Annotated in this window: 21 protein-coding genes; 10 read left to right on the top strand and 11 right to left on the bottom strand. The window is 72.6% G+C overall.

The features are described from left to right. Window position 1 precedes the first annotated feature (1 nt). The 5 genes from EXE59_RS02505 to EXE59_RS02485 all read right to left on the bottom strand — a co-directional run bounded on the left by EXE59_RS02505 (window position 2) and on the right by EXE59_RS02485 (window position 6,051). Complete coding sequence (locus EXE59_RS02505; protein ID WP_135837487.1) at window positions 2-1,051, bottom strand: NAD-dependent epimerase/dehydratase family protein; 1,050 nt, start codon at window positions 1,049-1,051, stop codon at window positions 2-4. Next, entirely contained in the window at window positions 1,048-1,851 is an 804-nt protein-coding gene (locus EXE59_RS02500) for an S-methyl-5'-thioadenosine phosphorylase (RefSeq protein WP_210428865.1), read from the bottom strand. The genes EXE59_RS02505 and EXE59_RS02500 overlap by 4 nt, the downstream gene beginning before the upstream one ends. 107 nt (window positions 1,852-1,958) lie before the next feature. Continuing rightward, window positions 1,959-3,896: an acetate--CoA ligase gene (gene acs / locus EXE59_RS02495; protein ID WP_210429129.1), complete on the bottom strand. Its 1,938-nt coding sequence runs from the start codon at window positions 3,894-3,896 to the stop codon at window positions 1,959-1,961. A gap of 182 nt (window positions 3,897-4,078) precedes the next feature. After that, window positions 4,079-5,686, bottom strand: coding sequence for a solute symporter family protein (locus EXE59_RS02490; RefSeq protein WP_135837484.1), 1,608 nt, complete (start codon window positions 5,684-5,686; stop codon window positions 4,079-4,081). Then, window positions 5,683-6,051, bottom strand: coding sequence for a DUF485 domain-containing protein (locus EXE59_RS02485; RefSeq protein WP_135837483.1), 369 nt, complete (start codon window positions 6,049-6,051; stop codon window positions 5,683-5,685). Before EXE59_RS02485 ends, EXE59_RS02490 begins: the two co-directional genes overlap by 4 nt. A 369-nt stretch (window positions 6,052-6,420) precedes the next feature. Here EXE59_RS02485 and EXE59_RS02480 point away from each other — a divergent pair, with 369 nt between their 5' ends. Then, entirely contained in the window at window positions 6,421-6,624 is a 204-nt protein-coding gene (locus tag EXE59_RS02480) for a cold-shock protein (protein ID WP_135837482.1), read from the top strand. Between the two features lie 183 nt (window positions 6,625-6,807). Here EXE59_RS02480 and EXE59_RS02475 read toward each other — a convergent pair whose 3' ends face one another. After that, the gene (locus EXE59_RS02475; RefSeq protein WP_210428864.1) at window positions 6,808-8,310 is read right to left on the bottom strand and encodes an outer membrane protein assembly factor BamB family protein; all 1,503 of its coding nucleotides are present in this window, start codon (window positions 8,308-8,310) and stop codon (window positions 6,808-6,810) included. A 324-nt stretch (window positions 8,311-8,634) separates the two neighbouring features. On the opposite strand from EXE59_RS02475, the gene EXE59_RS02470 reads away from it, so the two are divergent. The 5 genes from EXE59_RS02470 to EXE59_RS02450 are packed head-to-tail and all read left to right on the top strand — an operon-like array spanning window position 8,635 to window position 14,468. Beyond that, entirely contained in the window at window positions 8,635-10,137 is a 1,503-nt protein-coding gene (locus tag EXE59_RS02470) for an MFS transporter (protein WP_135837480.1), read from the top strand. A gap of 15 nt (window positions 10,138-10,152) precedes the next feature. Beyond that, complete coding sequence (locus EXE59_RS02465) at window positions 10,153-12,177, top strand: molybdopterin oxidoreductase family protein (protein WP_135837479.1); 2,025 nt, start codon at window positions 10,153-10,155, stop codon at window positions 12,175-12,177. Continuing rightward, complete coding sequence (locus EXE59_RS02460; RefSeq protein ID WP_135837478.1) at window positions 12,170-13,567, top strand: FAD-dependent oxidoreductase; 1,398 nt, start codon at window positions 12,170-12,172, stop codon at window positions 13,565-13,567. Before EXE59_RS02465 ends, EXE59_RS02460 begins: the two co-directional genes overlap by 8 nt. 33 nt (window positions 13,568-13,600) lie before the next feature. Beyond that, window positions 13,601-14,035, top strand: a complete 435-nt coding sequence (locus tag EXE59_RS02455) for a hypothetical protein (RefSeq protein WP_135837477.1) — start codon at window positions 13,601-13,603, stop codon at window positions 14,033-14,035. A gap of 34 nt (window positions 14,036-14,069) precedes the next feature. Beyond that, the gene (locus EXE59_RS02450) at window positions 14,070-14,468 is read left to right on the top strand and encodes a VOC family protein (RefSeq protein ID WP_135837476.1); all 399 of its coding nucleotides are present in this window, start codon (window positions 14,070-14,072) and stop codon (window positions 14,466-14,468) included. A 174-nt stretch (window positions 14,469-14,642) separates the two neighbouring features. On the opposite strand, the gene soxR is transcribed toward EXE59_RS02450, so the two are convergent. After that, window positions 14,643-15,122, bottom strand: coding sequence for a redox-sensitive transcriptional activator SoxR (gene soxR / locus EXE59_RS02445; protein ID WP_135837475.1), 480 nt, complete (start codon window positions 15,120-15,122; stop codon window positions 14,643-14,645). 50 nt (window positions 15,123-15,172) lie between these two features. Between soxR and EXE59_RS02440 the strand changes: the two genes are divergently transcribed. Continuing rightward, window positions 15,173-15,883, top strand: coding sequence for an SDR family oxidoreductase (locus tag EXE59_RS02440; protein WP_135837474.1), 711 nt, complete (start codon window positions 15,173-15,175; stop codon window positions 15,881-15,883). Next, a complete protein-coding gene (locus EXE59_RS02435) occupies window positions 15,880-16,929 on the top strand; it encodes an S-adenosylmethionine:tRNA ribosyltransferase-isomerase (protein ID WP_135837473.1) in 1,050 nt (349 codons plus the stop codon). Before EXE59_RS02440 ends, EXE59_RS02435 begins: the two co-directional genes overlap by 4 nt. A gap of 18 nt (window positions 16,930-16,947) precedes the next feature. On the opposite strand, the gene EXE59_RS02430 is transcribed toward EXE59_RS02435, so the two are convergent. The 4 genes from EXE59_RS02430 to EXE59_RS02415 all read right to left on the bottom strand — a co-directional run bounded on the left by EXE59_RS02430 (window position 16,948) and on the right by EXE59_RS02415 (window position 22,019). Continuing rightward, on the bottom strand, window positions 16,948-19,017 hold the full coding sequence (locus EXE59_RS02430) for an elongation factor G (RefSeq protein WP_135837472.1): 2,070 nt from the start codon (window positions 19,015-19,017) through the stop codon (window positions 16,948-16,950). Between the two features lie 118 nt (window positions 19,018-19,135). After that, on the bottom strand, window positions 19,136-20,329 hold the full coding sequence (gene serA / locus EXE59_RS02425; protein WP_135837471.1) for a phosphoglycerate dehydrogenase: 1,194 nt from the start codon (window positions 20,327-20,329) through the stop codon (window positions 19,136-19,138). Between the two features lie 24 nt (window positions 20,330-20,353). Then, window positions 20,354-21,271, bottom strand: a complete 918-nt coding sequence (locus tag EXE59_RS02420) for an NAD(P)H-hydrate dehydratase (RefSeq protein WP_135837470.1) — start codon at window positions 21,269-21,271, stop codon at window positions 20,354-20,356. Then, window positions 21,264-22,019, bottom strand: coding sequence for a histidine phosphatase family protein (locus EXE59_RS02415; RefSeq protein WP_210428863.1), 756 nt, complete (start codon window positions 22,017-22,019; stop codon window positions 21,264-21,266). The genes EXE59_RS02420 and EXE59_RS02415 overlap by 8 nt, the downstream gene beginning before the upstream one ends. 121 nt (window positions 22,020-22,140) lie before the next feature. On the opposite strand from EXE59_RS02415, the gene EXE59_RS02410 reads away from it, so the two are divergent. Further along, a complete protein-coding gene (locus tag EXE59_RS02410) occupies window positions 22,141-23,004 on the top strand; it encodes an MEDS domain-containing protein (protein WP_135837468.1) in 864 nt (287 codons plus the stop codon). Next, window positions 23,001-23,921 carry a sensor histidine kinase gene (locus EXE59_RS02405; protein ID WP_135837467.1) on the top strand — a complete coding sequence of 307 codons (921 nt, stop codon included), beginning with the start codon at window positions 23,001-23,003 and terminating at the stop codon, window positions 23,919-23,921. The genes EXE59_RS02410 and EXE59_RS02405 overlap by 4 nt, the downstream gene beginning before the upstream one ends. Window positions 23,922-23,925 lie beyond the last annotated feature (4 nt).

Below are 23,925 nucleotides of genomic sequence, written 5' to 3'. Positions count from 1 at the left end.
CTCACGCCCGCAGCGGGGCCGTCGCGAAGTCGGCGAGACCGGTGTCGGGTCCCACGGCTGCGGTGAAGCCGAGCTCGCGCCGGGCCAGCTCGGGCGACGCCACGACGTGCCGCACGTCGCCGGGACGGAAGCCGCCCGTCACCTCGGGCTCGAGCCGGCTCGCGCTCCCCGCGCTGACCCGGCTCGCCACGTCGAGGATCGTGACCGGGGCGCCGGAGCAGACGTTGTAGGCAGCGAACCTCGGCGCCGGCTCCGCGGCGACCTGCTCGATCGCGAGCACGTTGGCGCGGGCGACGTCGTCGACGTGGACGAAGTCGCGCGTCTGGCCTCCGTCCTCGTAGACCTGGGGCCGCTCGCCCCGCTCGAGCGACGACCGGAACATCGCCGCCACCCCCGAGTAGGGCGTGTCGCGAGGCATGCCGGGGCCGTACACGTTGTGGTAGCGCAGCGCGACCGCGGCCGCACCGGCCTGCCGCACCCACGACGAGGCGTAGTGCTCCTGGGCGAGCTTGCTCGCGGCATAGGTGCTGCGGGGGTCGAGCCGGGCGTCCTCGGGGACGAGGTCCCAGTCGAGGGCGCGGCCGCAGGTGGGGCAGTGGTTCTCGAAGTCACCGGCCTCCAGCGCGGCGACCTCCCGCGGCGGAGGGAGCTGGTCGCCGTGGTCGGGACAGGTGTAGCGGCCCTCGCCGTAGACGACCATCGACGAGGCGAGGACCAGGCGGTCCACCCCGGCGTCGTGCATGGCCGCGAGGAGCGCGGCGGTGCCGAGGTCGTTGTGGGAGGCGTACGCCGGGAGGTCGCCGACGCGGACGCCCGCGCCGACCAGCGCCGCCTGGTGGCACACCACGTCGGTGCCGCGCAGCAGTCCTGCCCACGTGGTGTCGGCCGCGTCGCGGACGTCGAGCTGGAGCGTCCCGTCCGGTGGCACCGACGCGCCGTGCGCCGAGGCGAGCATCAGGTCGACGCCGACGACCTCGTGCCCGGCGTCCGCCAGCTGCCGGCCGATCGCCGAGCCGATGAAGCCGGCCGATCCGGTCAGCAGGACCCTCACCGGGCCGGCACCTCGTAGGTCAGGTCCACGCCGTCCCACCAGGTGCCGCAGGCGCAGCCGTCGGGGTCGGGCAGGGCCTCGATGGCGGAGCCCAGGAGGCCGGTGAGCCGGTCGAGGTTGGCGCGGAAGAGGGCGAAGACCTCCTCCTGCCCCACGCCCTCGCCGGACTCGGCGCCCGCGTCCATGTCGGTGACGAGCGCGAGCGGGGCGTAGCACTGGCCCATCTCGCGGGCCAGGGCCGCCTCGGGCGCCCCCGTCATGTTGATCAGGTCCCAGCCCTGGTCGGCGTAGTGGCGCGACTCGGCACGCGTGGAGAAGCGCGGGCCCTCGACCACGACCATGGTGCCGCCCTCCCGGACGTCCGGGTCCGCGCCGGTCAGGGCAGCGGAGACGCCCGCGCAGTAGGGGTCGGCGAACGGCAGGTGCACCGCACCCGACTCGACGAAGGAGCCGACCCGTCGGTGGGTGCGGTCGACGAGCTGGTCCGGCACGACGAGGTCGCCGGGGGCCACGGTGACGCGGAGCCCGCCGACGGCGCAGGGCGCCAGCACCTGGCGTACGCCGAGGGAGCGCAGCGCCCACGCGTTGGCGCGGTAGGGGATGGCGTGCGGCGGGTGGTCGTGGTGGCGGCCGTGCCGGGGCAGGAAGGCGACCGACCGGCCCGCCACCTCGCCGATCGCGATGGGTGCGGACGGGTCGCCGTACGGGGTGGTGACCGCGTGCTCGGTCGCGTCGGGGAGGAACGAGTAGAAGCCGGAGCCGCCGATGACGGCGACGTCGGCTCGCGGGGAGTCAGTCACCACTCGAAACTAGCGGACCCATGTTCCGGCCCCGGGCGTCATACGAACCCGCACCTGTCGGCACGCACCTGTCGGTACGGGTTCGTATGACGCAGGCGGGGTGGAGGTCAGTCCTCGGAGGGAGCCGAGCCCTCCTTGGTCTTGATCAGGTCCATCACCGTCGAGTCGGCGAGGGTGGTCACGTCGCCGACCTCGCGGTGCTCGGCGACGTCCTTGAGCAGGCGGCGCATGATCTTGCCCGAGCGGGTCTTGGGCAGCTCGGGCACGACCATGATCTGGCGCGGCTTGGCGATCGCGCCGATCTCCTTGGCGACGTGCTTGCGCAGCTCCTCGACGATGTCCTCGCCGCCGTCACCCGCGGAGTCACGCAGGATGACGAAGGCGCACACGGCCTGGCCGGTCGTCTCGTCGGCGGCACCGACGACGGCGGCCTCGGCGACCTTGGGGTGCGAGACGAGCGCGGACTCGATCTCGGTGGTGGACAGGCGGTGGCCCGACACGTTCATCACGTCGTCGACGCGGCCGAGCAGCCAGATGTCGCCGTCGTCGTCGAGCTTCGCGCCGTCGCCGGCGAAGTAGAGGCCCTCCCAGCGCGACCAGTAGGTGTCCTTGAACCGCTGGTCGTCGCCCCAGAGCGTGCGGAGCATCGCGGGCCACGGCTCCTTGAGGACGAGGTAGCCGCCGTTGCCGTTGCCGACCGGCTTGGCGTCGTCGTCGACCACGTCGGCGGAGATGCCGGGGAGGGCCTTCATCGCCGAGCCGGGCTTGCCGGCGGTGACGCCGGGCAGCGGGCTGATCATGATCTGGCCCGTCTCGGTCTGCCACCAGGTGTCGACGACCGGGCAGCGGTCGCCGCCGATGACCTCGCGGTACCAGACGTACGCCTCCGGGTTGATCGGCTCGCCGACCGACCCGAGGAGGCGCAGCGACGACATGTCGTAGCCGTCGGGGATCTCACGGCCCTGCTTCATGAAGGTGCGGATCGCGGTCGGGGCGGTGTAGAGGATCGTCACCTTGTAGTCCTGGACGATCTGCCACCACCGGCCCTTCTCGGGCGTGCCCTCGTACATCACCTGGGTCGCACCGTTGGCGAGCGGCCCGTAGGCCATGTAGGAGTGGCCGGTCACCCAGCCGACGTCGGCGGTGCACCAGTAGACGTCGTCGTCCTTGAGGTCGAAGACCGCCCAGTGGGTGTACGACGTGCCGGTGAGGTAGCCGCCGGTGGTGTGCAGGATGCCCTTGGGCTTGCCGGTCGTGCCGGAGGTGTACATGACGTAGAGCGGGTGCTCGGAGTCGTGCATCTCGGGCTCGTGCTCGGCCGAGGCGCCGTCGACGGCGTCGTGCCACCACACGTCGCGCCCACCCTCTTCCCGGCCGTTCCACTCGATGTCCTGCCCCGTACGGCGGACGACGAGCACGTGGCGGACCAGGTCGCCGGTCTTCTCGACGGCCTCGTCGACGGCCGGCTTGAGCGCGCTGGCCGCGCCGCGGCGGTAGCCACCGTCGGAGGTGATCACGACGTGCGCCTCGCAGTCGGTGATGCGCGAGGCGAGGGCGTCGGCGGAGAAGCCGCCGAAGACGACGGTGTGCGGGGCGCCGAGGCGGGCGCAGGCGAGCATCGCGACGACGACCTCGGGGATCATCGGCATGTAGATCGCGACGCGGTCGCCCTTCCTCACACCGAGCTCGGTCAGCGCGTTGGCGGCCCGTGACACCTCGTCCTTGAGCTGGGCGTAGGTGATGTCGCGGGTGTCGTCGTGGGGCTCACCGACCCAGTGGATCGCGACCTTGTCGCCGTTGCCGGCCTCGACGTGGCGGTCGACGCAGTTGACCGACGCGTTGAGGGTGCCGCCGACGAACCACTTGGCGAACGGCGGGTTCGACCAGTCGAGGACCTGGTCCCACTTCTGCCCCCAGTCGAGGCGCTCGGCGGCCTCCCCCCAGAAGGCCTCGCGGTCGGAGTCGGCACGGTCGTACGCCTCCTCCTTCACGTTGGCGTCGGCCGCGAGGTCCGCGGGGGGCTCGAAGCGTCGGTCCTCGGACATCAGGTTGGACAGGGTCTGCTCGGACAAGGTCTCTCCTCGGTCGGGACGCGAACGGCGTCGACGTGCGGGATCACGTGGTGGTGCGGGGGTGTTGTGGCGGCCCCCTCGCCGAACCTACTCCGGCTCGGCGAGGGGGTCACGGGGTGCACCTCACGGGGTGCACCTCACGGGGTGCGGGTGGTTCAGTGGTGCGTCGCGCCCTCGGCGCCGGCGCCGGTCAGCGCGCGGACCTCGAGCTCGGTGAAGCGGTCCTCCGCGGCCGGCTCCCGGCTGGTGACCGTCCCGATGTAGCCGAGCAGGAAGCCCAGCGGGATCGAGACGATGCCCGGGTTGTTGAGCGGGAAGATCGCCCAGTCGGAGTCGGGGAACATCGAGGTCGGCAGGCCCGACATGACGGGGGAGAGCAGCACCAGGCCGACGGCGGAGATGAGGCCGCCGTAGATGCTCCACGTCGCACCTCGGGTGTTGAAGCGGCGCCAGAACATGTTGTAGATGATCGCCGGCAGGTTGGCCGAGGCGGCCACCGCGAAGGCCAGCGCCACGAGGAAGGCGATGTTGAGGCGCTGCGCCGGGATGGACAGCGCGATCGCGATGGCGCCGATCGCGAAGGCCGCGATGCGGGCGACCCGCACCTCGTCGTTCTCGCTGACCGGCTGGTCCTTCTTGATCACTCCCTTGTAGAGGTCGTGGGCGACCGACGAGGAGCTGGCCAGGGTGAGGCCGGCCACCACGGCGAGGATCGTCGCGAAGGCGACCGCCGCGATGAGGGCGAGCAGGATCGCGCCACCCGTGGACCCGTCGCCGCCGCCGACGGCCTCGGCGAGGAGCGGGGAGGCCAGGTTCTGGTTGCCGCCCGCTGCCGGGTCGACGACCTCACGGTCGAGCAGCGCAGCCGCACCGAAGCCGAGGATGAGCGTCATCAGGTAGAACGCGCCGATCAGGCCGATCGCCCACAGCACCGACTTGCGCGCGTCACGCGCGGTCGGGACGGTGTAGAAGCGGATGAGGATGTGCGGCAGGCCGGCGGTGCCCAGCACGAGCGCGAGACCGAGTGACAGGAAGTCGATCTGCGACGTCAGCGTGCTGCCGTACTGGAGGCCGGGCTGCAGGAAGGCCTCGCCCTTGCCCGAGTTCTCGGCAGCGGCGCCGAGCAGCGAGGACAGGTTGAAGTTGAACTCCGCGAGCACCAGCACCACGATCAGCGCCGAGCCGAGCATGAGCAGCACGGCCTTGACGATCTGGACGTAGGTCGTGCCCTTCATGCCGCCGACGACGACGTAGAAGATCATCAGGACACCGACGCCGATGATGGTGATGTTCTTGATCGCCTCGCTCTCGACGCCGAGCAGCAGCGCCACCAGCGTGCCGGCGCCGACCATCTGGGCGAGCAAGTAGAAGATCGAGACCACGACGGTCGAGACCGACGCCGCGGTGCGGACCTTCCGCTGGTTCATCCGGAACGCGAGCTGGTCGGCCATCGTGTAGCGACCGGCGTTGCGGAGCATCTCGGCCACCAGCAGCAGTGCCACGAGCCACGCGACGAGGAAGCCGATGGAGTAGAGGAAGCCGTCGTAGCCGTAGACCGCGATGGCGCCGGAGATGCCGAGGAACGAGGCGGCCGACATGTAGTCGCCGCCGATCGCCAAGCCGTTCTGGAAGCCGGAGAAGGAGCGGCCGCCGGAGTAGAAGTCGGTGGCCGTCTTGGTCTGGCGGCTGGCCCAGAAGGTGATGCCGACCGTCAGCGCGACGACCGACAGGAACAGGAACGTGGTGAGGAACTGGTCGCTCATGCCTGGCCTCGCTTCGCGTCGGTGCCGGCCTGGTCGCGGTAGGCCTGCTCGAGGTTGCGGGCCAGCGGGTCGAGCTTGGCGTTGGAGTAGCGGCTGTACGTGTAGGCCAGCCCGAAGGTCGTGACGAACTGGAGGAGCCCGAAGATCAGGGCGACGTTGATGTTGCCGATGACCTGGGTGGCCATGAAGCCGCCTGCCCAGTTCGACATGACCACGTAGAGCAGGTACCACGCCAGGAAGGCGGCGGTGGCCGGGATGACGAAGCCGCGGTAGCGCTTCCTCAGCTCGGTGTACTCGCTGGTCTCGTGGAGCCGGTCATAGACCGGATCGTGGCGCGCGGCCTGGTCGGGTGCCTCGATGGTCACGGCTTCGTCCTCTCACACTCTGGCTGGCGGCCACCCTGTGTGACCGCCGTCACCGTGACACCGCTCACCTCCCGTCCGGGAGGGGCGCGTACGGACCGGGCGACCGGTGGCCGGCGCCGGTCGCCCGGCGGTCGCTGTCGTACGACGAGCGGTCCGCGCAGCCTCGGGGCCATCGAGGAGTCGTCGCATCGGGACCCGTGCCGTAGGCTTGAGCGTGTTGAAGGGACGGAGCACCCAGCCGTCCTGGCCGCACACGATGCGCGGCTCGTATCTCGTACTCCTGGTTTCGGTTCGCTGGACATCAGTACGCATGGATGTCTTCAGCAGTTCAGGGGCAGACAGTCCCGACTCGAAACAAAGGAAATCATCATGGCTCAGGGCACCGTCAAGTGGTTCAACGCTGACAAGGGCTTCGGCTTCATCGCGCAGGACGGCGGCGGCGAGGACGTGTTCGTCCACTTCTCCGCGATCCAGACCAACGGCTACAAGTCGCTCGACGACAACCAGAAGGTGGAGTTCGACGTGACCGCCGGCCCCAAGGGCCCGCAGGCCGAGAACGTCCGCGCGATCTGATCGTCACCGGAGGGCCCCGACCGCAGCTGCGGTCGGGGCCCTCCGTGCGTCCGTGGGCGGATGGTCGCGCCTGACGAGAAGGTCGGGTGGCGCAGCGTCAGGCGCGACGCTCCACCTCGGTCACGCTACGCGCGCCGACGGCGCCCACGTAGTCCCCAGGTTGGGGAGAGCGGCACGTCCCTGCTACCTCCCGTTCACGGTGAAGGCGTGGACCGCCTGACCGGGCAGCTCGACGCCGAGGTTGTAGCCGCTGCCCCAGTAGAGGGCTCCGTCCACGGCGGCAGCACCGCTGTAGCAGAAGTCCCCCGACGGGTAGTCCCACAGCTGGGTGCCGTCGCTGGCCTTGAGGGCGTACATGTGGCCCGCCGCGTCACCGGAGCACGCGTAGACCACGCCGCGCGCCACGGTCACCGCCCCGGACGCGGTGGCTGCTGCCGGGTTGGCACGGTCCCAGACCAGCTGACCGGTGGCTGCGTCGAGTGCCGCCCAGTGACCGTGGTTGATGGTGGTCCCGTCTCTCAGCGTCCACGGCTTCCGGTCGGTGTTGGCCGAGGCCACGTAGATCCGCGACCCGTCGGTGGCCGAGCCCCACTGCAGGCCGCCCGCCAGTCCGCCGGGAGCCGCCTGGGTCTTCCAGATCACGGCACCGGTGTCCGGGTCCAGGGCCCAGAAGATGCCGGACTTCTGGCCGGCGCCCACGAACTCCTTGCCGCCCGTCTTCCACAGCATCGGCGCCTGGCCGAAGTCGTAGTCGGGGCCGGCGTTCTCCGGGCACCCCTCGACCGGGTCCTCGAAGCCGGGCACGGGGATGCCGCACGACACGTTCCAGGCGTCCACGGGCAGGGCCCGCGTGGACCACTTGACCGCGCCGGTGGTCGTGTCGAGCGCGACGATGGCGTCGAACATGTTGTCGGCCGGCACGCAGGCCGCGCGGGCCTCGTCCGTGGTGGCCGCGGCCACGCAGTCGGTCACGTCGTCGGGGATCGAGTAGTTGTTGCCGGTGGCGATGTAGACCGTGCCGCGCTTGAGGTCCACCGCCGGGGCACTGCCCCACACTGCTGCGCCGGTGTATCCCGGGGGAGTCATGAAGGTCTTCCACTTCACCTGGCCCGTGGCGAGGTCCAGTGCCATGAAGAAGCCCCGGAAGGTCAGCGGCACCCCGAACCGCACGAGGACCTCCTCGTAGGAGGCCGCGCCGAGGTAGACGGTGCCGCCGGCGATGGTCGCCGACTGCGTGAGGATCGGGTAGCCGCCCGGAACGGTGGTCTTCCACAGCAGCGAGCCGTCGCGCTTGTCGACGGCGAACACCCAGCCGTCCGGGCTGAAGACCTTGCCGGACTGGTCGCCGAAGACCAGGGTGTTCCCGGAGATGGCCGGGGTCGCCCGGGAGTAGTCGCCGAAGGGAGCCCCGTAGTGGGTGCTCAGGTTCTTCTGCCAGATGACGACGCCTGTCGTGGCGTCGATCGCGTAGAGGTTGCCCTGGTCGTCGGGCACGTAGACGATGCCGTTCTCCACGGCCGGGGTCGCCGAGACGTTGCCCGCGGTCGCCACCTTCCACTTCAGCGCGAGCTTCGCGGCACCACCGACGCCGATGGTGCTGTCACCGTTCCTCGTGTTCCCGAGATCGTGGCCGGCGCTCGGCCAGCCTGCCTGTGCGCCGATCGCGGCGGGTGCGACGAACAGCACCCCCACCGCCAGCAGGGCCCCTGCGACCCTGGACAGCCTTCTTCCCTGCGTTCTTGCGTGCATTGGAAACTCCCGTGCTCGTAGCGGATCGCGCCTGCGTGTGCGCGTGACGAACCTGGTGCGTTCCCGACCTCGTACGAGCTGTACTCCCGCCCGTGCGCGGCGTCAACAGACCTCGTTGGCGGACCAGACCACAGCGCACACCGTCTCGTGAGGCCGTGAGGAGAATGTGACGGCGCTGCCACCGCAGTCTGAAGCGGCCGTCACACCCGCGGCCCACGCTGGGGCTCGACCGGATCCCCTCGCATGCCCCGGAGGCACCCCATGACCACTACCGCGACTCCCCCCGGCGAGGCGACTGCCCCCGCAGCCCGCCGTAGCCGCCGCTGGATCGAGGACTGGCGTCCCGAGGACGCCGAGTTCTGGGAGACGACCGGACGCCGGGTCGCCCGGCGCAACCTGATCTGGTCGATCTTCGCCGAGCACCTCGGCTTCTCGGTGTGGCTGATCTGGAGCGTGAGCTCGGCCTTCCTGGTCGCGACCGGGTTCGACTACACCCCGCAGCAGCTCTTCGTGCTGGTGGCACTGCCCAACCTCGTCGGCTCGTTGCTGCGCCTGCCCTACACCTTCGCGGTGCCGAAGTTCGGTGGCCGCAACTTCACGATGGCGAGCGCGGCGCTCCTGCTCATCCCCACGCTCGGGTTCGCGTACGCCGTGCAGCGGCCGGAGACGCCGTACTGGGTGTTCTGCCTGATCGCCGCCACGGCCGGCCTCGGCGGCGGCAACTTCGCCAGCTCGATGGCCAACATCAACTTCTTCTACCCCTCGGCCAAGAAGGGCGCCGCGCTGGGCCTCAACGCCGCGGGCGGCAACCTCGGTGTCTCGCTGATCCAGCTCTTCCTGCCGGTCATCGTGGGCGGCGCCGGGATCTTCGGCCTGGTCAAGGCGTCCGAGGGCGGGATCGACCTGCAGCGCGCGGCCTGGGTGTACGCCGGCCTCGCGATCGTCGCGACGCTCGCGGCGTACTTCTTCATGGACAACCTGAGCACCGCGAAGTCCTCCCCCCGCGAGCAGCTGCAGGTCGTGCGCAAGCGGCAGACGTGGATCATGGCGTTCCTCTACATCGGCACGTTCGGCTCGTTCATCGGCTACTCCGCCGCCATGCCGCTGCTCATCAAGCTGAACTTCTGGGTGCCGGAGCCGGCGCCGCTGGGGACCGGCATCTACTTCGCCTACTTCGCGTTCCTCGGCGCCCTCGTCGGCTCGGCGACGCGGCCGTTCGGCGGCTGGCTGGCCGACCGGCTCGGCGGCGCGAAGGTGACGCTGGGTGCGTTCGGCGCGATGGTCGTCTTCACTCTGGCCGTGCTGTGGACGCTCGTGCAGCTCACCCCCAACCCGACCGCGGACCCGGCGATCGCGTCCGCCAACCAGTCGTGGTTCCCGTGGTTCCTGGGCTTCTTCCTCTGCGTCTTCGCCGCCACCGGCATCGGCAACGGCTCGACCTACAAGATGATCCCGGCGATCTGGCGCACCGAGGCCGAGCGGGCCACGACGCCCGGCACCCCCGAGCGCACCGCCGCCCTGCTGGCCGGCACCAAGCAGGCCTCCGCCGCGATCGGCGTGATCGGCGCGGTGGGCGCCATCGGCGGCTTCCTCATCCCGATGGCCTTCAGCGCACCGTGGGTGGCCGACCCCATGTCCGCCACCAAGGGCGCCTTCGTGGTCTTCACCGCCTTCTACGTGGTCTGCGGCGCGGTGACCTGGGCGGTCTACCTGCGACGGCCCGCCGAGGTCCGCGCCCACAGCCTGGCCGGCGCCGGGATCTGAGCGGAGACTGACCTGATGGCGACCGACACCCACTGCCCCTACTGCTCGCTGCAGTGCGGGATGCGCCTCGCCGGACGGCGCGCGCCGGAGGTGTCGGCGTGGGAGGAGTTCCCGGTCAACCAGGGCGCGCTGTGCCGCAAGGGCTGGTCCGCGGCCGGGCTGTACGGCGGTCGTGAGCGGCTCACGTCGCCGCTCGTGCGCGACCGGGAGACCGGCGAGTGGTCCGCGGTGTCCTGGGACGACGCGCTCGACCGGGTCGTCGCCGGGATCCGGGCGGCGCAGGCGGCGAAGGGGCCGGACGGTGTCGCGGTCTTCGGCGGTGGCGGCCTGACCAACGAGAAGGCGTACGCCCTCGGCAAGCTCGCCCGGGTCGCCCTCGGCACCTCGCAGATCGACTACAACGGGCGTTGGTGCATGTCGTCGGCCGCGTCCGCGGTGATCCGTTCCTTCGGCCTCGACCGCGGGCTGCCGTTCCCGCTGGCCGACGTCGAGGAGGCGGACGTCCTGGTGCTCGTCGGCTCCAACCTCGCCGAGACGATGCCACCCGCCGTCCGACACCTCGACCGGCTGCGGGAGCGCGGTGGCCGCGTCGTGGTGATCGACCCGCGGCGCACGCCCACCGCCGACCGGGCCGACCTCCACCTCCAGCCGGTGCCGGGCACCGACCTCGCGCTGGCGCTCGGTGTGCTGCACCTGCTCGTGGCCGGCGGCGCGGTCGACGAGGCGTACCTCACCGAGCGGACGACCGGTTGGGAGCAGGTCCGCGACTCCGCCGCGGCCTGGTGGCCCGAGCGGGTCGAGCGGGTGACCGGGATCGACGCGCACGAGGTGCGGGCGCTCGCGGCGATGCTCGGCGGCTCGCCGCGGGTCATGGTCCTCACCGCCCGCGGCGCCGAGCAGCACGCGACCGGCTCCGACACCGTGCTCTCCTGGATCAACGTCGCGCTGGCGCTGGGCATGGTCGGCAAGCGGGGCGCGGGCTACGGCTGCCTCACCGGGCAGGGCAACGGCCAGGGCGGCCGCGAGCACGGCCAGAAGGCGGACCAGCTGCCGGGCTACCGCCGCATCGACGACCCCGCGGCCCGCGCCCACGTGGCGGGGGTGTGGGGCGTCGACCCCGAGTCGCTTCCCGGCCCGGGCCGGTCGGCGTACGAGCTCCTCGACGCCCTCGGCGCGCCCGACGGGCCCTCGGCCATGCTGGTCCTGGGGTCCAACATCGTGGTCAGCGCACCCCACGCCACTCAGGTCACGCAGCGGCTGGAGGCGCTCGACCTGCTGGTCGTGTGCGACATCGTGATGTCGGAGACCGCCGCCATCGCCGACGTCGTGCTGCCCGTGACGCAGTGGGCCGAGGAGACCGGCACCATGACCAACCTCGAGGGCCGCGTCGTGCTGCGGCAACGCGCCATCACGCCACCGCCGGGCGTGCGCTCGGACCTGGAGGTGATCGCCGAGCTCGCCGCGAGGCTGGGGTCGGAGGCGTCCTTCCCGACCGACCCGGAGGAGGTCTTCGCCGAGCTCGGCCGGGCCTCGGAGGGCGGCCCCGCCGACTACTCCGCGATCACCTACGACCGGATCCGTGCCGAGCACGGGGTCTTCTGGGGAGGCGAGCGGCTCTTCGCGGAGTCCTTCGCGCACCCCGACGGCCGTGCGCGGATGCTCGCGGTCGAGCACCGGGGTGCCGCCGAGCAGCCGTGCCCGGACTACCCGATCCACCTCACGACCGGTCGGGTGCTCGCCCAGTACCAGTCCGGCGCCCAGACCCGGCGCGTGCGGTCGCTGCCCGACGACGGCCCCTTCGTCGAGCTGCACCCGCTGCTGGCCGGGCGCCTCGGCGTGACGACGGGGGAGCCCGTACGCGTCGCGACCCGCCGCGGCGAGATGACCGCCCCGGCCCGGGTGGTGGCCACGATCCGGCCGGACACCGTGTTCGTGCCGTTCCACTGGGTCGGGGCCAACCGGCTCACCAACGACGCCCTCGACCCGGCCTCCAGGATGCCCGAGTTCAAGGTCTGCGCAGCCTCGGTGGCCCATGCCTGAGCGCCCTCAGCGGATCGTCGTCGTCGGCGGCGGCATGGCCGCGGTCCGCCTCGCCGAGCACCTCGCGGGCGACGACCGGTTCGCGGTGACCGTGCTCGCCGACGAGCCGCACGCGCCCTACAACCGGATCCTGCTCTCGGCCGTCCTCGAGGGGACCCACTCCCCGTCCGCCCTGACGCTGCGCTCGGAGGCGTGGTTCGCCGACCACGGCATCGAGCTGCGCCTCGGGGCGCGGGTGCTCGAGATCGACCGCGACACCCGCGAGGTCGTCCTCGTCGACGGGGAACGGCTGGGCTTCGACCGACTCGTCCTGGCGACCGGATCGATCCCCACCCTGCCGCCGATCCGGGGGCTCGTGCGCCGCGACGGCACCCTGCACCCGAAGGTCCACGCCTTCCGCTCGCTCGCGGACTGCCGGCGCCTCGAGGCGTCCCTCGCCACCGGCACCCGCGCGGTCGTCGTCGGCGGCGGCCTGCTCGGCCTCCAGGTCGCCCGCGCGCTGTCGGTCCGCGGGCTGCGGACCGAGGTCGTCGAGGGCGCCGACCACCTGCTCGCGAGCCAGGTCGGCCCCGGCGCGGGCCGGGTCCTCGCGCGAGACCTCAGGCGCCTCGGCACCGAGGTCTACACCGGCGCCCGCGCCGTACGCCTCACCGACGAGGGGCTGCGCCTCGACAACGGCTACGTCCTGCCCACGGAGCTTGTCGTGCTCACCGCCGGCGGCCGGCCGTCCACCGCGCTCGCCCGGCGTGCCGGGCTGATGGTCGGACGGGGCGTGGTCGTCGATGCCACCCTCACCAGCGTCACCGACGACCGCGTCCACGCGATCGGCGACTGCGCCGAGCACCGCCGCCGCACGACCGGGTTCGTCCCGCCGGCGTGGGAGCAGAGCGAGGTGCTCGCCCGCGTGCTGCGCGGCGAGGACGCGGCGTACGACGGCAGGCGCAGTGTCGCGCGGCTGCGGGCCACCGGGCTGGAGGTCGCCGTGCTGGGCGACCCCGAGCACGCCGAGGGGGAGGTCGTCGAGGTGACCAACCCCATCGCCGGCTCGCACCGCCGGCTCGTCGTGCACGGCGGCCGGATCGTCGCGGCGGCGCTCGTCGGCGACCTCTCCCGCGTGGGGCTGATCACCCAGCTCTACGACCGCGGGACCCTGCTCGGCCCCGACGAGCCCGGCCAGCTGCTCCTGCCCGAGGCGGCGGACCTGCCGACCCCGCTGCCCGACGAGGCCGAGGTCTGCGCCTGCGCCGGGGTCAGCGCCGGGGAGATCCGCGCCTGCGGCACGGTGGGGGAGTGCATCGACCGGACGCGCGCGACGACCGGGTGCGGCGGCTGCGCCGACGTCGTGCGCCGGCTCATCGAGAGCAGCCCGACGCCCGTCGCCGTCGGCTGACAACTTCCGGGCGCCCTCCCTCGTCCCACCCCCATGCTTGCCCGGACCGTGCTCGGCGCCGCCGCGGTCCTGCTCGGGTTCCTCGGCGGGGTGCAGGTGGAGCAGGTGGTGGCCGCGTCCGGGGAGCCCGAGCCGGTGGTCCGGGCGATCGACCCGAGCGCCCGGGCCGACGAGGTCGTCCGCGAGGACTGCCCGCGCCTCCCCGCCGCGCCGCCCTACCCGGTCAACGAGAACGGCATGACCTACGGCTCGGGCGCCGGGATCGACGAGGACGACCCGGGTCCGGACCTCGTGGCCGCGTACGGCTCCAGCGGCCGGTGCGGCTTCGTCCGCGCCACCGACCGTCCCCGGCCGGGGACGACCCTGGCCGAGGTGCGCGCGAGCCCCGGCCCGGACGGCCGTCCCGTGCCGCTCTACGCGCAGGACGGCGTGACGGTGATCGGCACGTTCCGCAGCGGTAGGCCTTGACCTCAGGTGCACCTGAGCCGCGACGATCGTCCCCATGACCGAGGTGCAGGAGTTCCGGATCACGCTCACCGTCGACGACTTCGAGGCCGCCGTACGTCTCTACCGCGACGCGCTCGGGCTGCCCGAGGTCGCCGACTGGAGCAGCGAGCAGGGGCGCGTGCTGCTGCTCGACGCGGGCCGCGCGACCCTCGAGCTCTTCGACGAGGCGCAGGCCGGGATGGTCGACGACCTGGAGGTCGGGCACCGGGTCTCGGGGAAGGTGCGATTCGCGCTCCAGGTGCCGGACGCGGACGCCGCCGCCACCTCCCTCGTCGCTGCCGGTGCGACCCCGGTCGCGCCTGGCGTCGACACGCCCTGGGGTGACCGCAACGCCCGCGTGGCGGCCCCGGACGGGATGCAGCTGACCCTGTTCACGCTGGGCAACGAGCCCTGACCCGGTCATCGCCCGCACCACGTAGGCAGTTCGCGCGCCAGAGGCAGGTCCGTACGCTCAGCCGGGCCCACCTTGGCGCGAACTGCCTGCTGTGGTGCTCGCGGTCTGTGGCTGGACCGCCCTTGCCCGGCCACCCTCGATGCGCTGGTCAGGTCCCTTCGCGTCGTCCGCCTCCTAGCGGGAGGCCCGCTTCGTCGGGTGGGGGCGCCGCAGTGAGTCGGGCAGCAGGCGCGCCCCGGCGCCGTCCTCGCCGTGGACGTCGTCGGGGTTGGAGAAGGTGCACGACCGCAGGCTCAGGCACCCGCAGCCGATGCAGCCGTCGAGGCCGCCCTTGAGCCGCTGGAGGGCGGCGATCTGCTCGTCGAGCCGACGGCCCCAGTGGCGCGAGATGCGGTGCCAGTCGGCCTTGGTCGGCGTACGGCTGCCGGGCAGGCGACCGAGCTCGTCGCGGATCTCCTCGATGCTGAGCCCGACGTTGGACGCCGCCCGGATGAAGGCGAGGCGGCGCAGCACGCTGCGCTCGAAGCGTCGCTGTCCGCCGCCGGAGCGGTGGGCCGTGATGAGTCCCTCGGCCTCGTAGTAGCGGATGGCCGATGCCGCGAAGCCGCTGCGGCGCGTGATCTCCCCCATCGGCAGGAGGTCCCTGGCATCCATTCGGCTCCACCCCTTGAACTCAAGTTCACTTCAGCTTGAAGCATAGTGCCATGACTGAGAACACGGAAGCACGGGTGGCACTCGTCACCGGGGGATCGGCCGGCCTGGGCCTGGCCCTGGGCAGGGAGCTCGCACGGAGCGGGTGGACGGTTGTCACCGATGGACGGAGCGAGGAGAGGTTCCAGCGCGCCGACCTCCCCGACCGGGTGACCGCCGTGGTCGGCGACCTCACCGACGCCGACCACCGGGAGGCGCTCGTCGCCGCCGTGTCGGCGCAGGACCGGCTCGACCTGCTGGTGCACAACGCCAGCACGCTCGGCCCGCTCCCGATGCGGTCGCTGGCCGAGGTGGACGTCGCCGACCTCCAGCAGGTCTGGCGGACCAACATCGGCGGACCGCTGGTGCTCACCTCGGCCCTCCTGCCGTGGCTGCGCAAGGCGGACGGCGTGCTCCTCTCGATCAGCTCCGACGCCGCGGTCCATCACTACGAGGGGTGGGGCCTCTACGGCGCGAGCAAGGCGGCGCTCGACCACGTGACGCTGACCTATGGCGCCGAGACCGGGCTGCGGGCCTACGCCGTCGACCCCGGCGACATGCGGACGGCGATGCACCAGGACGCCTTCCCGGGGGAGGACATCTCCGACCGGCCGCTGCCGGAGACCGTGGTGCCGCATCTGCTGGCGTTGCTGGCGGCGCGGCCCCAGTCGGGCCGCTACCGTGCCGTCGACCTCCCCGTCGACGTCGGGGGTGACGTCCGATGACGCTCCTCCACGAGACCCCGCGCACCCGCTTCGAGGCATCGTCGTTCGCGCCGCAGCCGGCCGAGGCGCGAGGCCTCGCCCGCGACGAGGTGCGCCTGCTGGTCGCGACCCCGGACGGCATCTCGCACGGACGGTTCCGCGACCTCCCCGACCACCTGCGTGCGGGGGACGTGCTGGTCGTGAACACCTCCGCCACCGTCGCCGCCGAGGTCGACGCCGACCTGGCGGGCCGCCCCGTGGTGCTGCACGTCGCCCACCGCCTGGACGACGGTGACAGCGTGGTCGAGCTGCGTACGGCTCCCGACGCCGCGCGGGCAGTGCTCGACGCGGGCGCGGGGGAGGTCGTCCGCGTGGGGGACGTACGCCTCACCCTCCGCTCGCCGTGGCCCGCGGAGGCGTCGTCGCCGACCGGCGCCGGCAACCGCCTCTGGCGCGCGTCGGTGCGCGGCGACCTGGACCGGCAGCTCGCGTGGAACGGGCGGCCGATCGCGTACGGCTACCTCGACCGCCGCTACCCGCTCGCGGACTACCAGACCGTCTTCGCGACCCATCCGGGAAGCGCCGAGATGGCGTCGGCGGGACGGCCGTTCACCGCTGCCCTCGTGACCCGGCTGGTGACCGCCGGGGTGCAGCTCGCACCCGTCACGCTCCACACCGGCGTCTCGTCCCAGGAGGCGGGGGAGGCGCCCGGGCCGGAGTGGTTCGAGGTGCCGGCGACGAGCGCGCGCGTCGTCGACCAGGCGCGGGACAACGGCGGCCGCGTCGTCGCCGTCGGCACGACCGCCACCCGCGCGATCGAGTCGTCCGTCCTCGGCCGGCACGTCGTCGCCAGCCGCGGCTGGACCTCGCGCGTGGTCTCCCCGTCCCAGCCGCCCCGCGTCATCGACGGCCTGGTCACCGGCTGGCACGACCCGATGGCCTCGCACCTCCTCCTCGTCGAGTCGGTCGCCGGCCCCCGCCTCACCCAGGCGGCGTACGACGCGGCGGTGGCGCAGGGCTACCTCTGGCACGAGTTCGGGGACTCCGCGCTGCTCCTGCGGCGGTGAGCGACCGCGGGGGAGGGGTCAGGCGACGCTGTCCGGGGCTCGCTCGTAGTGGGCGAAGGTGCGCGTGAAGGACGCGGACCCGTGCGTGAGGGAGCGCAGCTCGACGGAGTAGCGGCGCAGCTCGAGCTGTGGCACGTGCGCCCTGACCGCCACCAGGCCCGGCTGGCCGGCTGGTTCGCTGCCGAGGACCCGTCCCCGTCGCGCGGACAGGTCGCCCATGACCGTGCCGATCAGGGCGTCGGCGACCAGCACCTCCACCTCGTCGACCGGTTCGAGGATGCACGTCCCTCCTCGCGTCGCAGCGTCGCGCAGCGCCAGCGCGCCGGCCGTCTGGAACGCCATGTCGGAGGAGTCGACGCTGTGGGCCTTGCCGTCGGTCAGGGTCACCCTGAGGTCGACCATCGGGCGCCCGGTGTCGACCCCGCGACCCATCTGGGACCGGACGCCCTTCTCGACCGAGGGGATGAACTGCCGGGGGACCGCACCACCGACGACGCGGTCGACGAACTGGAACCCGCTGCCCTGCGGGAGCGGCTCGACCTCGATGGTGCACACCGCGTACTGACCGTGCCCTCCGCTCTGCTTCACGTGCCGGCCGTGCCCGGTGGCCGGCCGCGCCAAGGTCTCCCGCAACGGCACGAGGAGCTCGACCTCCTCGACCTCCACGCCGTAGCGGTGCGCGAGCCGGTCGAGCAGCACGTCGGCGTGGGCCTCGCCCATCGTCCACAGCACGACCTGGTGGGTCTCGGGGTGGTGCTCGACGCGCAGGGTGGGGTCCTCGGCAGCAAGGCGCTGGAGTCCCGGGCCGAGCTTGTCCTCGTCGCTCCTGCTGAGGACCTGGATGGCCATCGGCAACGAGGGTTCGGGCACCTGCCACGGTTGCAGCACCAGCGGCAGGTCGACCGGGGCGAGGGTGTCGCTGGTCTCGGCCCGCCTCAGCCGGCCGATGGCGCAGATGTCACCCGCCGTCACGGCCGGGGCCGGTCGCTGGGTGTCCCCCAACGGCACCGACAGGGTCCCGATCCGCTCCACCTCGTCGTGGTCCGGGTGGCTCGACGCCGTGTCACCGTCGGCGGACCAGGCCGAGCGGTGCCCGGACACGTGGACGGTGGCGTCGGGCAGCAGGGTCCCGGAGAACACCCGGACCAGGCTGACCCGCCCCAGATAGGGATCGGTGGTCGTCCTGACCACCTCCGCGACCAGCGGACCGGACGGGTCGCACTCGATCGCCGGCCCCGGACCGCCGGCGGGGGTGTAGACCGTCGGCAGGGGGTGCTCGAGCGGCGAGGGGAAGGCGGACACGATGAGGTCGAGCAGCTCCCGGGCTCCCACGCCGCTGGTCGAGTCGACGGGGACGACCGGGTGCAGCGAGCCCCTGGCGACTGCCAGCTCGAGGTCTCGGACGAGCAGCTCGGTGTCGACCTGCTCGCCGCTGAGGTAGCGCTCCATCAGGGTCTCGTCCTCGGACTCCTCGATGATGCCCTCGACGAGTGCCGCTCGCTGCGCTGCGTGCCCGTGGTCGTCGGTGAGCAGGCCGAGGAGACGACCGCCCTCGCGCAGGTACACCGGCAGCACCCGGTCGCCGAAGGCGTTGCGCGCCTGGGCCACCACGCCGTCGACGTCGGCGCGGGCGTGGTCGAGCTTGGTGATGACGACCACGCGGGGCATGGCCACGTCGGCGCACTCGCGCCAGAGCGCCAGTGTCGGCTCGTCGACGCCCTCGTTCGCGGCGATCGCGAAGAGGGCACAGTCGGCCGCCCGCAGGCCTGCTCGCACCTCGCCCACGAAGTCGACGTACCCGGGCGCGTCCAGCAGGTTCACCTTCACGCCGTCGTGCACCAGCGGGGCGAGGGCGAGCGCGATCGAGCGTCGCTGACGGTGCTCGATCTCCTCGAAGTCGCAGACCGTGGTGCCGTCCTCGACGCTCCCCATCCGGTTCAGCAGGCCGGCCTCGACCAGCAGCCGTTCGACGAGCGTGGTCTTCCCACCCCCGGACGCACCCACGACCAGGACGTTGCGGATCGCCTCCGGCCGGTTCGCGACCGGAGGACCAGTCCGACCGACACTGCCACCGGCCTCCTTGCTCACCGCGACGACTCCTCCCCCTGGCTACGACGGTGCGAGGTGTCCGCTCACTGTTCACCCGATCGATCGGTGAGGCAAGTGCGAGCGTGGGCGCGTCCTCGGCTCGGCGGGGCGACCGGTGTCACCAGGAGCGCACCCACACGCAGTGCTCCGAGCGCCGCAGGTCCGCGATGGCCTCGGCGGGCAAGGGCTCCGACGCGTCGGTGACCACGTAGCCCAGGTGGTCCCGGGTCGACAGGTGCTGGCCGATCACGTTGTCGCCGGCGTCGGCGAACACGGCGTTGAGCCTGGCCAGCACGCCGGGGACGTTGTGGTGGAGGAGACCCAGCCGGTGCTCGCCGTCCAACGGGGGCGTGAGCACCTGCGGGAGGTTGACCGACAGCGCCGTGCTCCCCTGCAGGGCGAACCCGGTGAGCTTCTCCGCCACGAACCGTCCGATCTCCTCCTGCGCCTCCTGGGTCGACCCGCCCACGTGAGGGGTCAGGATGACGTTGTCGAGGCCGCGCAGCACCGACTCGAACGCGTCGCCCTGAGCCTTCGGCTCGACCGGGAAGACGTCGACCGCGGCGCCCGCGACGTGGCCGGACAGGACGTGGCTGCGCAGCGAGTCGTAGTCCACCACCATGCCGCGGGAGGCGTTGATGAACAGGGCCCGGGGTTTCATGGCGGCGAACTCGGCGGCGCCGAAGAGGCCTGCGTTCCCGGGCCGGCCGTCGACGTGGAGGCTGACCACGTCGGCGACCTCGAGCAGCTCTGCGAGCGACGCCATCCGGCGGGCGTTCCCGTGGGCCGGACGGTCCGCCTTGTCGTAGAAGACCACCCGCATCCCGAGCGCCTCGGCGACGTTCGACAGCTGGGTGCCGATGTTGCCGTACCCCACGATCCCCAGCGTCCGGCCCCGAACCTCGTGGCTCCCTCGTGCCGACTTGTCCCACACTCCGTCGTGCATCCGTCGGGTCTTCTCCGGGAGCCGCCGCGCCAGCGCAATGATCTCACCGATCACCAGCTCGACCACGCTCCGGGTGTTCGAGTACGGCGCGTTGAACACACCGATGCCCCGTTCCGCAGCGGCGCGCAGGTCGACCTGGTTCGTGCCGATGCAGAAGCAGCCGATCGCCTCGAGGGCCGGGGCTGCCTCCAGCACCCGCTCGGTCACCGTCGTGTTGGACCGGATCCCGAGCAGCTGGACGTCGTCGAGCGCCGCGACCAGCTCAGCCTCGGGCAAGGCTCCCGTGCGCACCTCGACCTCGTAGCCCCGTGACCTCAGGACGTCCACGGCCGTCGGATGGATGTTCTCCAGGACCAGTGCCTTCATGCCGACACCGTAGGGGCAGCGGTCTCAGTCCCCGCCGAGCGACCGCAGCACGTGCGGGAGCTCGGCCGTGATCTCGTCGGCGAGGTAGCCGATGCGGCCCCACCGCGCCGCCAGCACGTCGCCTGCCGCCGCGTGGACGTGGGTGGCCCAGACCGTCGCCTGCACGGGGGTCGCCCCACGGCCGACCAGTCCCACCAGCGCTCCCGAGAGCACGTCCCCGCTGCCGGAGGTGCCCAGGCCGCTGTCGCCCGTCGAGACGTGCCACAAGCCCCCGTCCGCCGCGACCCAGGACCCACAGGTGACGACGGCGTCGAGCTCCCGGGCGGCGCGGACCGTGGCCCCGGCGACGTCCTCGTCGTCGACCTCGTCCACGTCGAGGAGACGAGCGAGCTCGTGGGTGTTGGGGGCCAGGACCAGGCGTCCGCCGAACGCCTCGGCCGACGCACGGTCGAGGTCGGGCAGCGCGGTGGCGGCCGCGGCGTCCAGCACGACGGGGACGTCGTCGGGGAGCACGCGGGCGACCTCCGCCAGCAGGCGCACGGTTCCCCCTCCGCCCAGGAGTCCCGGACCCACCAGGACGGCGTCCGCCCGACCGATCTCGTCCTCGAGCAGCGCGGCGACCCGTTCGCCGGTGACGGAGCCGCGCTCGTCCTGGGGGAGGGGAAGGGTGCCGCAGACGGGCAGGGCGACGGCCAGCTGCGCCGCGACCCCCTCTGCCGTCGCCACGGTCAACCGCCCCGCACCCATCCGCAGTGCCGCCGTGCCCGCGAGGATGGCCGCGCCCGGCGTCGTGCAGGATCCTCCGACCACCAGCACCTGGCCCCGGGCGTACTTGGTGCCCACCGGCTCCGGCAGCGGCCAGGAGCGGAGCAGGTCCGCGGTGACCACGCGCGGTGCGTCGGGGCTTCCGCCCGTCGCGGCGGCATCGCGGGAGTCAGGCATCGTCGTCCTCCACCTCGGCGTCGGCACCCGGCTCCTCCGTCACCCGCACGTCGTCGTCGCTGAGGTGCTCGTCGAGGTTGTAGTCCGTCACGTCCCAGCCGGTCGCGGAGTCCGGGTTGCTCCGGAGACGGCAGATGGCCGCGTTGCCGAGGGGGTTGTCGCGCGCGCGAGCGAGCACCTGCTCCTCGTCGAGCCCCTCGGCCACGTAGCAGAAGAGCAGCAGCACGACGTCGTGCCCGCTGACGAGGACGCGTCGGTGCCGCTCCGTGCCGGCCAGGTCGGTCAGCACGGCGCGCACGCGCAGCGCGACGTCTGCCCAGGACTCTCCGCCGAGCGGGCGGTAGTAGAACTTCCCCATCCAGTCGCGTCGCTCGGCCTCCTCGGGGTACGCGGCTCGGATGCCCGCCGCCGTCAGCTTGTCGGTGACCCCCATGTCGCGGTCGCGCAGTCGCTCGTCGACGCGCTGGTCGATGTCGAGGCCGGCGACCTCGAGGGCGACCTCGGCGGTCTCCCGCGCACGCCGGTAAGGACTGCTCCACACCACCTCGGGCCGTTGGTCCCCGGGCAGCGCGGCCAGCCAGCGACCGACGGCAGAGGCCTGCTCGCGGCCGGTCTCCGACAGGGTGACGTCGGGGTCCCGTGCGGGCACGTCGATGCGCTCGAGGCCGTCGCGCTGAGCTGCTTCGGCGGCGACGTTGCCCTCCGACTGGCCGTGGCGGACGAGGATCAGGTGGGTGGACTGGGTCACCTGCGCCCAGTACCCAGATCTCGCCGATGCGGTCGCCGACACCCGCCTCGGGGAGCCGGGGCGCGAGAATCTGTGGGGAAACTGCGGATTCCGCGGCCGCGTCCGGGCCTACAGTGAGCAGATGATTCTCGGGACGCACCGCGCGAGTTCCGACCTCGGATCGCTGGAGCCCGGCACGCACCTCTGCGCGCTCGAGCAGGGTGCTGCCCGGCTCGACCACGTCGCCGCCACGTTCGTCGCCCAGAGCCTGGCGGCCGGCGATCAGGTGCTCTACATCGCCTCCGACGGTCAGGTCGACGACCTGCTGCGCCTGCTTCCCGGCAGCCTGGACGCCCGCCACGCGTCCGGGACCGGTCAGCTGCTGACGAGCTCGTTCGACGATGCCTACGGCTCGTCGCCCCCAGAGGACCTGGCGACCGTCGCCGACGGCTTCCGGGCGGCAGCCGCGCAGGCGCGCAAGCGAGGCTTCCCGGCGCTGCGGGTGGCGGCCCGGATGGATCCGCTGGCCGGCCTGCTGGGCTCGTTCGACGAGGTCGTGCGGTGGGAGCGGGCGGCGGGGGTCCTGCAGCGCGAGCTCGGCGTCAGCTCGGTCTGCCTCTACGACGCCGGCGGGCTCGACGAAGGGCAGGGCGCGGTCCTCGCGCTCGAGCACGACGGCCTGGCGCCCCACCTCGACGTGCCGCCGATCGCCACGTTCCTCGCCGTCGACGAGCCGTGGGGGCTGCGGGTGACGGGAGAGGTCGACGTGTCCAACCGCGACCTCCTGGGCCGGATGGTCGCGTCCCGTGCGGCCATCACGCCGCGCCTGCGGCTGGACCTGGGCGAGATGACGTTCGCCGACGTCGGCACCGTCGCCCGGCTCCGTTCGATCGCCGCTACGCTGCCCGACAGCGGATACCTCGAGCTCACGCGGGTGCCCGCCGTCCTACGCCGCATCCTCGACGCCACCGGACTCGGGCACGACAGGCTGAGGCTGGAGCCATGAGTGCACCCGCGACGCACACGAGCCTGCTCTACGGGAGCGACCGCCAGTACGCCACGGAGGCCGGCGACTTCCTGCGCGACGGACTCGAGCGCGGACACCGCACCCTCGTGATGGCGCCGCCGTCGCGGACGCGACTGATCCGCTCCGAGCTGGGCGGGGACGCCGGTGCGGTCACCTTCGTCGACGACTCGGTCGCCTACGCGCCGCAGTGGAACGCCTACCGCGTGCTGCTCGACTTCGCCGCCGAGGCCCCCGGCGTGCGGTCGTGCGTGATCGCCGAGCAACGACTCGGGCGGCGGACCGCGGCCGAGGTGGTCGACTACCGCCGGCTCGAGTCAGCGATCAACCTCGTCTTCGCCGAGCACCCGGTCGACCTGCTGTGCCCCTACGACACGGCGCTGCCCGGCGACCTGCTCGACATCGCCGTGCACTCCCACGAGGGGCTGCGCGGCGGTGGCGCGGTGGCGGCCAACCCGGGCTACCGGGACCCGTTCTCCGTGCTCACGGGCCTGTCCGCCGTGGCGCTCCCGCCGCCGGGGTCGACGACCCTCGACTGCTCCCGCCTCTCCGACGTCGCGCTGGCGCGCCGGTCGGTCCGCGCACGCGGCGCCGAGATCGGCCTGGCTCGCGACGCCGTCGCCGACCTCGAGCTGGCCCTGACCGAGGTGCTGACCAATGCGCTCCTGCACGGCTCTCCGCCCTCGCTGGTCCACCTCTACGACGAGGGCGGGATGTGGGTCTGCCACGTGCAGGACGGCGGCGGGCTGCCGTTCGACCTGCTGTCCGGGGTGGTGCCGCCCGCCGAGCCCGCCGACCACGGCTACGGTCTCTGGCTCGCCCGCCAGCTCGTCGCCGCGGTGGACGTCGGTGGAGACGACAGCGGCACGCACGTCCGGCTGCACACGCCCAGGCCCTGACCCC

Source organism: Nocardioides eburneiflavus (assembly GCF_004785795.1).
Lineage (GTDB): Bacteria > Actinomycetota > Actinomycetes > Propionibacteriales > Nocardioidaceae > Nocardioides > Nocardioides eburneiflavus.
Note: the sequence above shows the minus strand (reverse complement) of the source record. Positions and strands in the feature narration are given on the sequence as shown.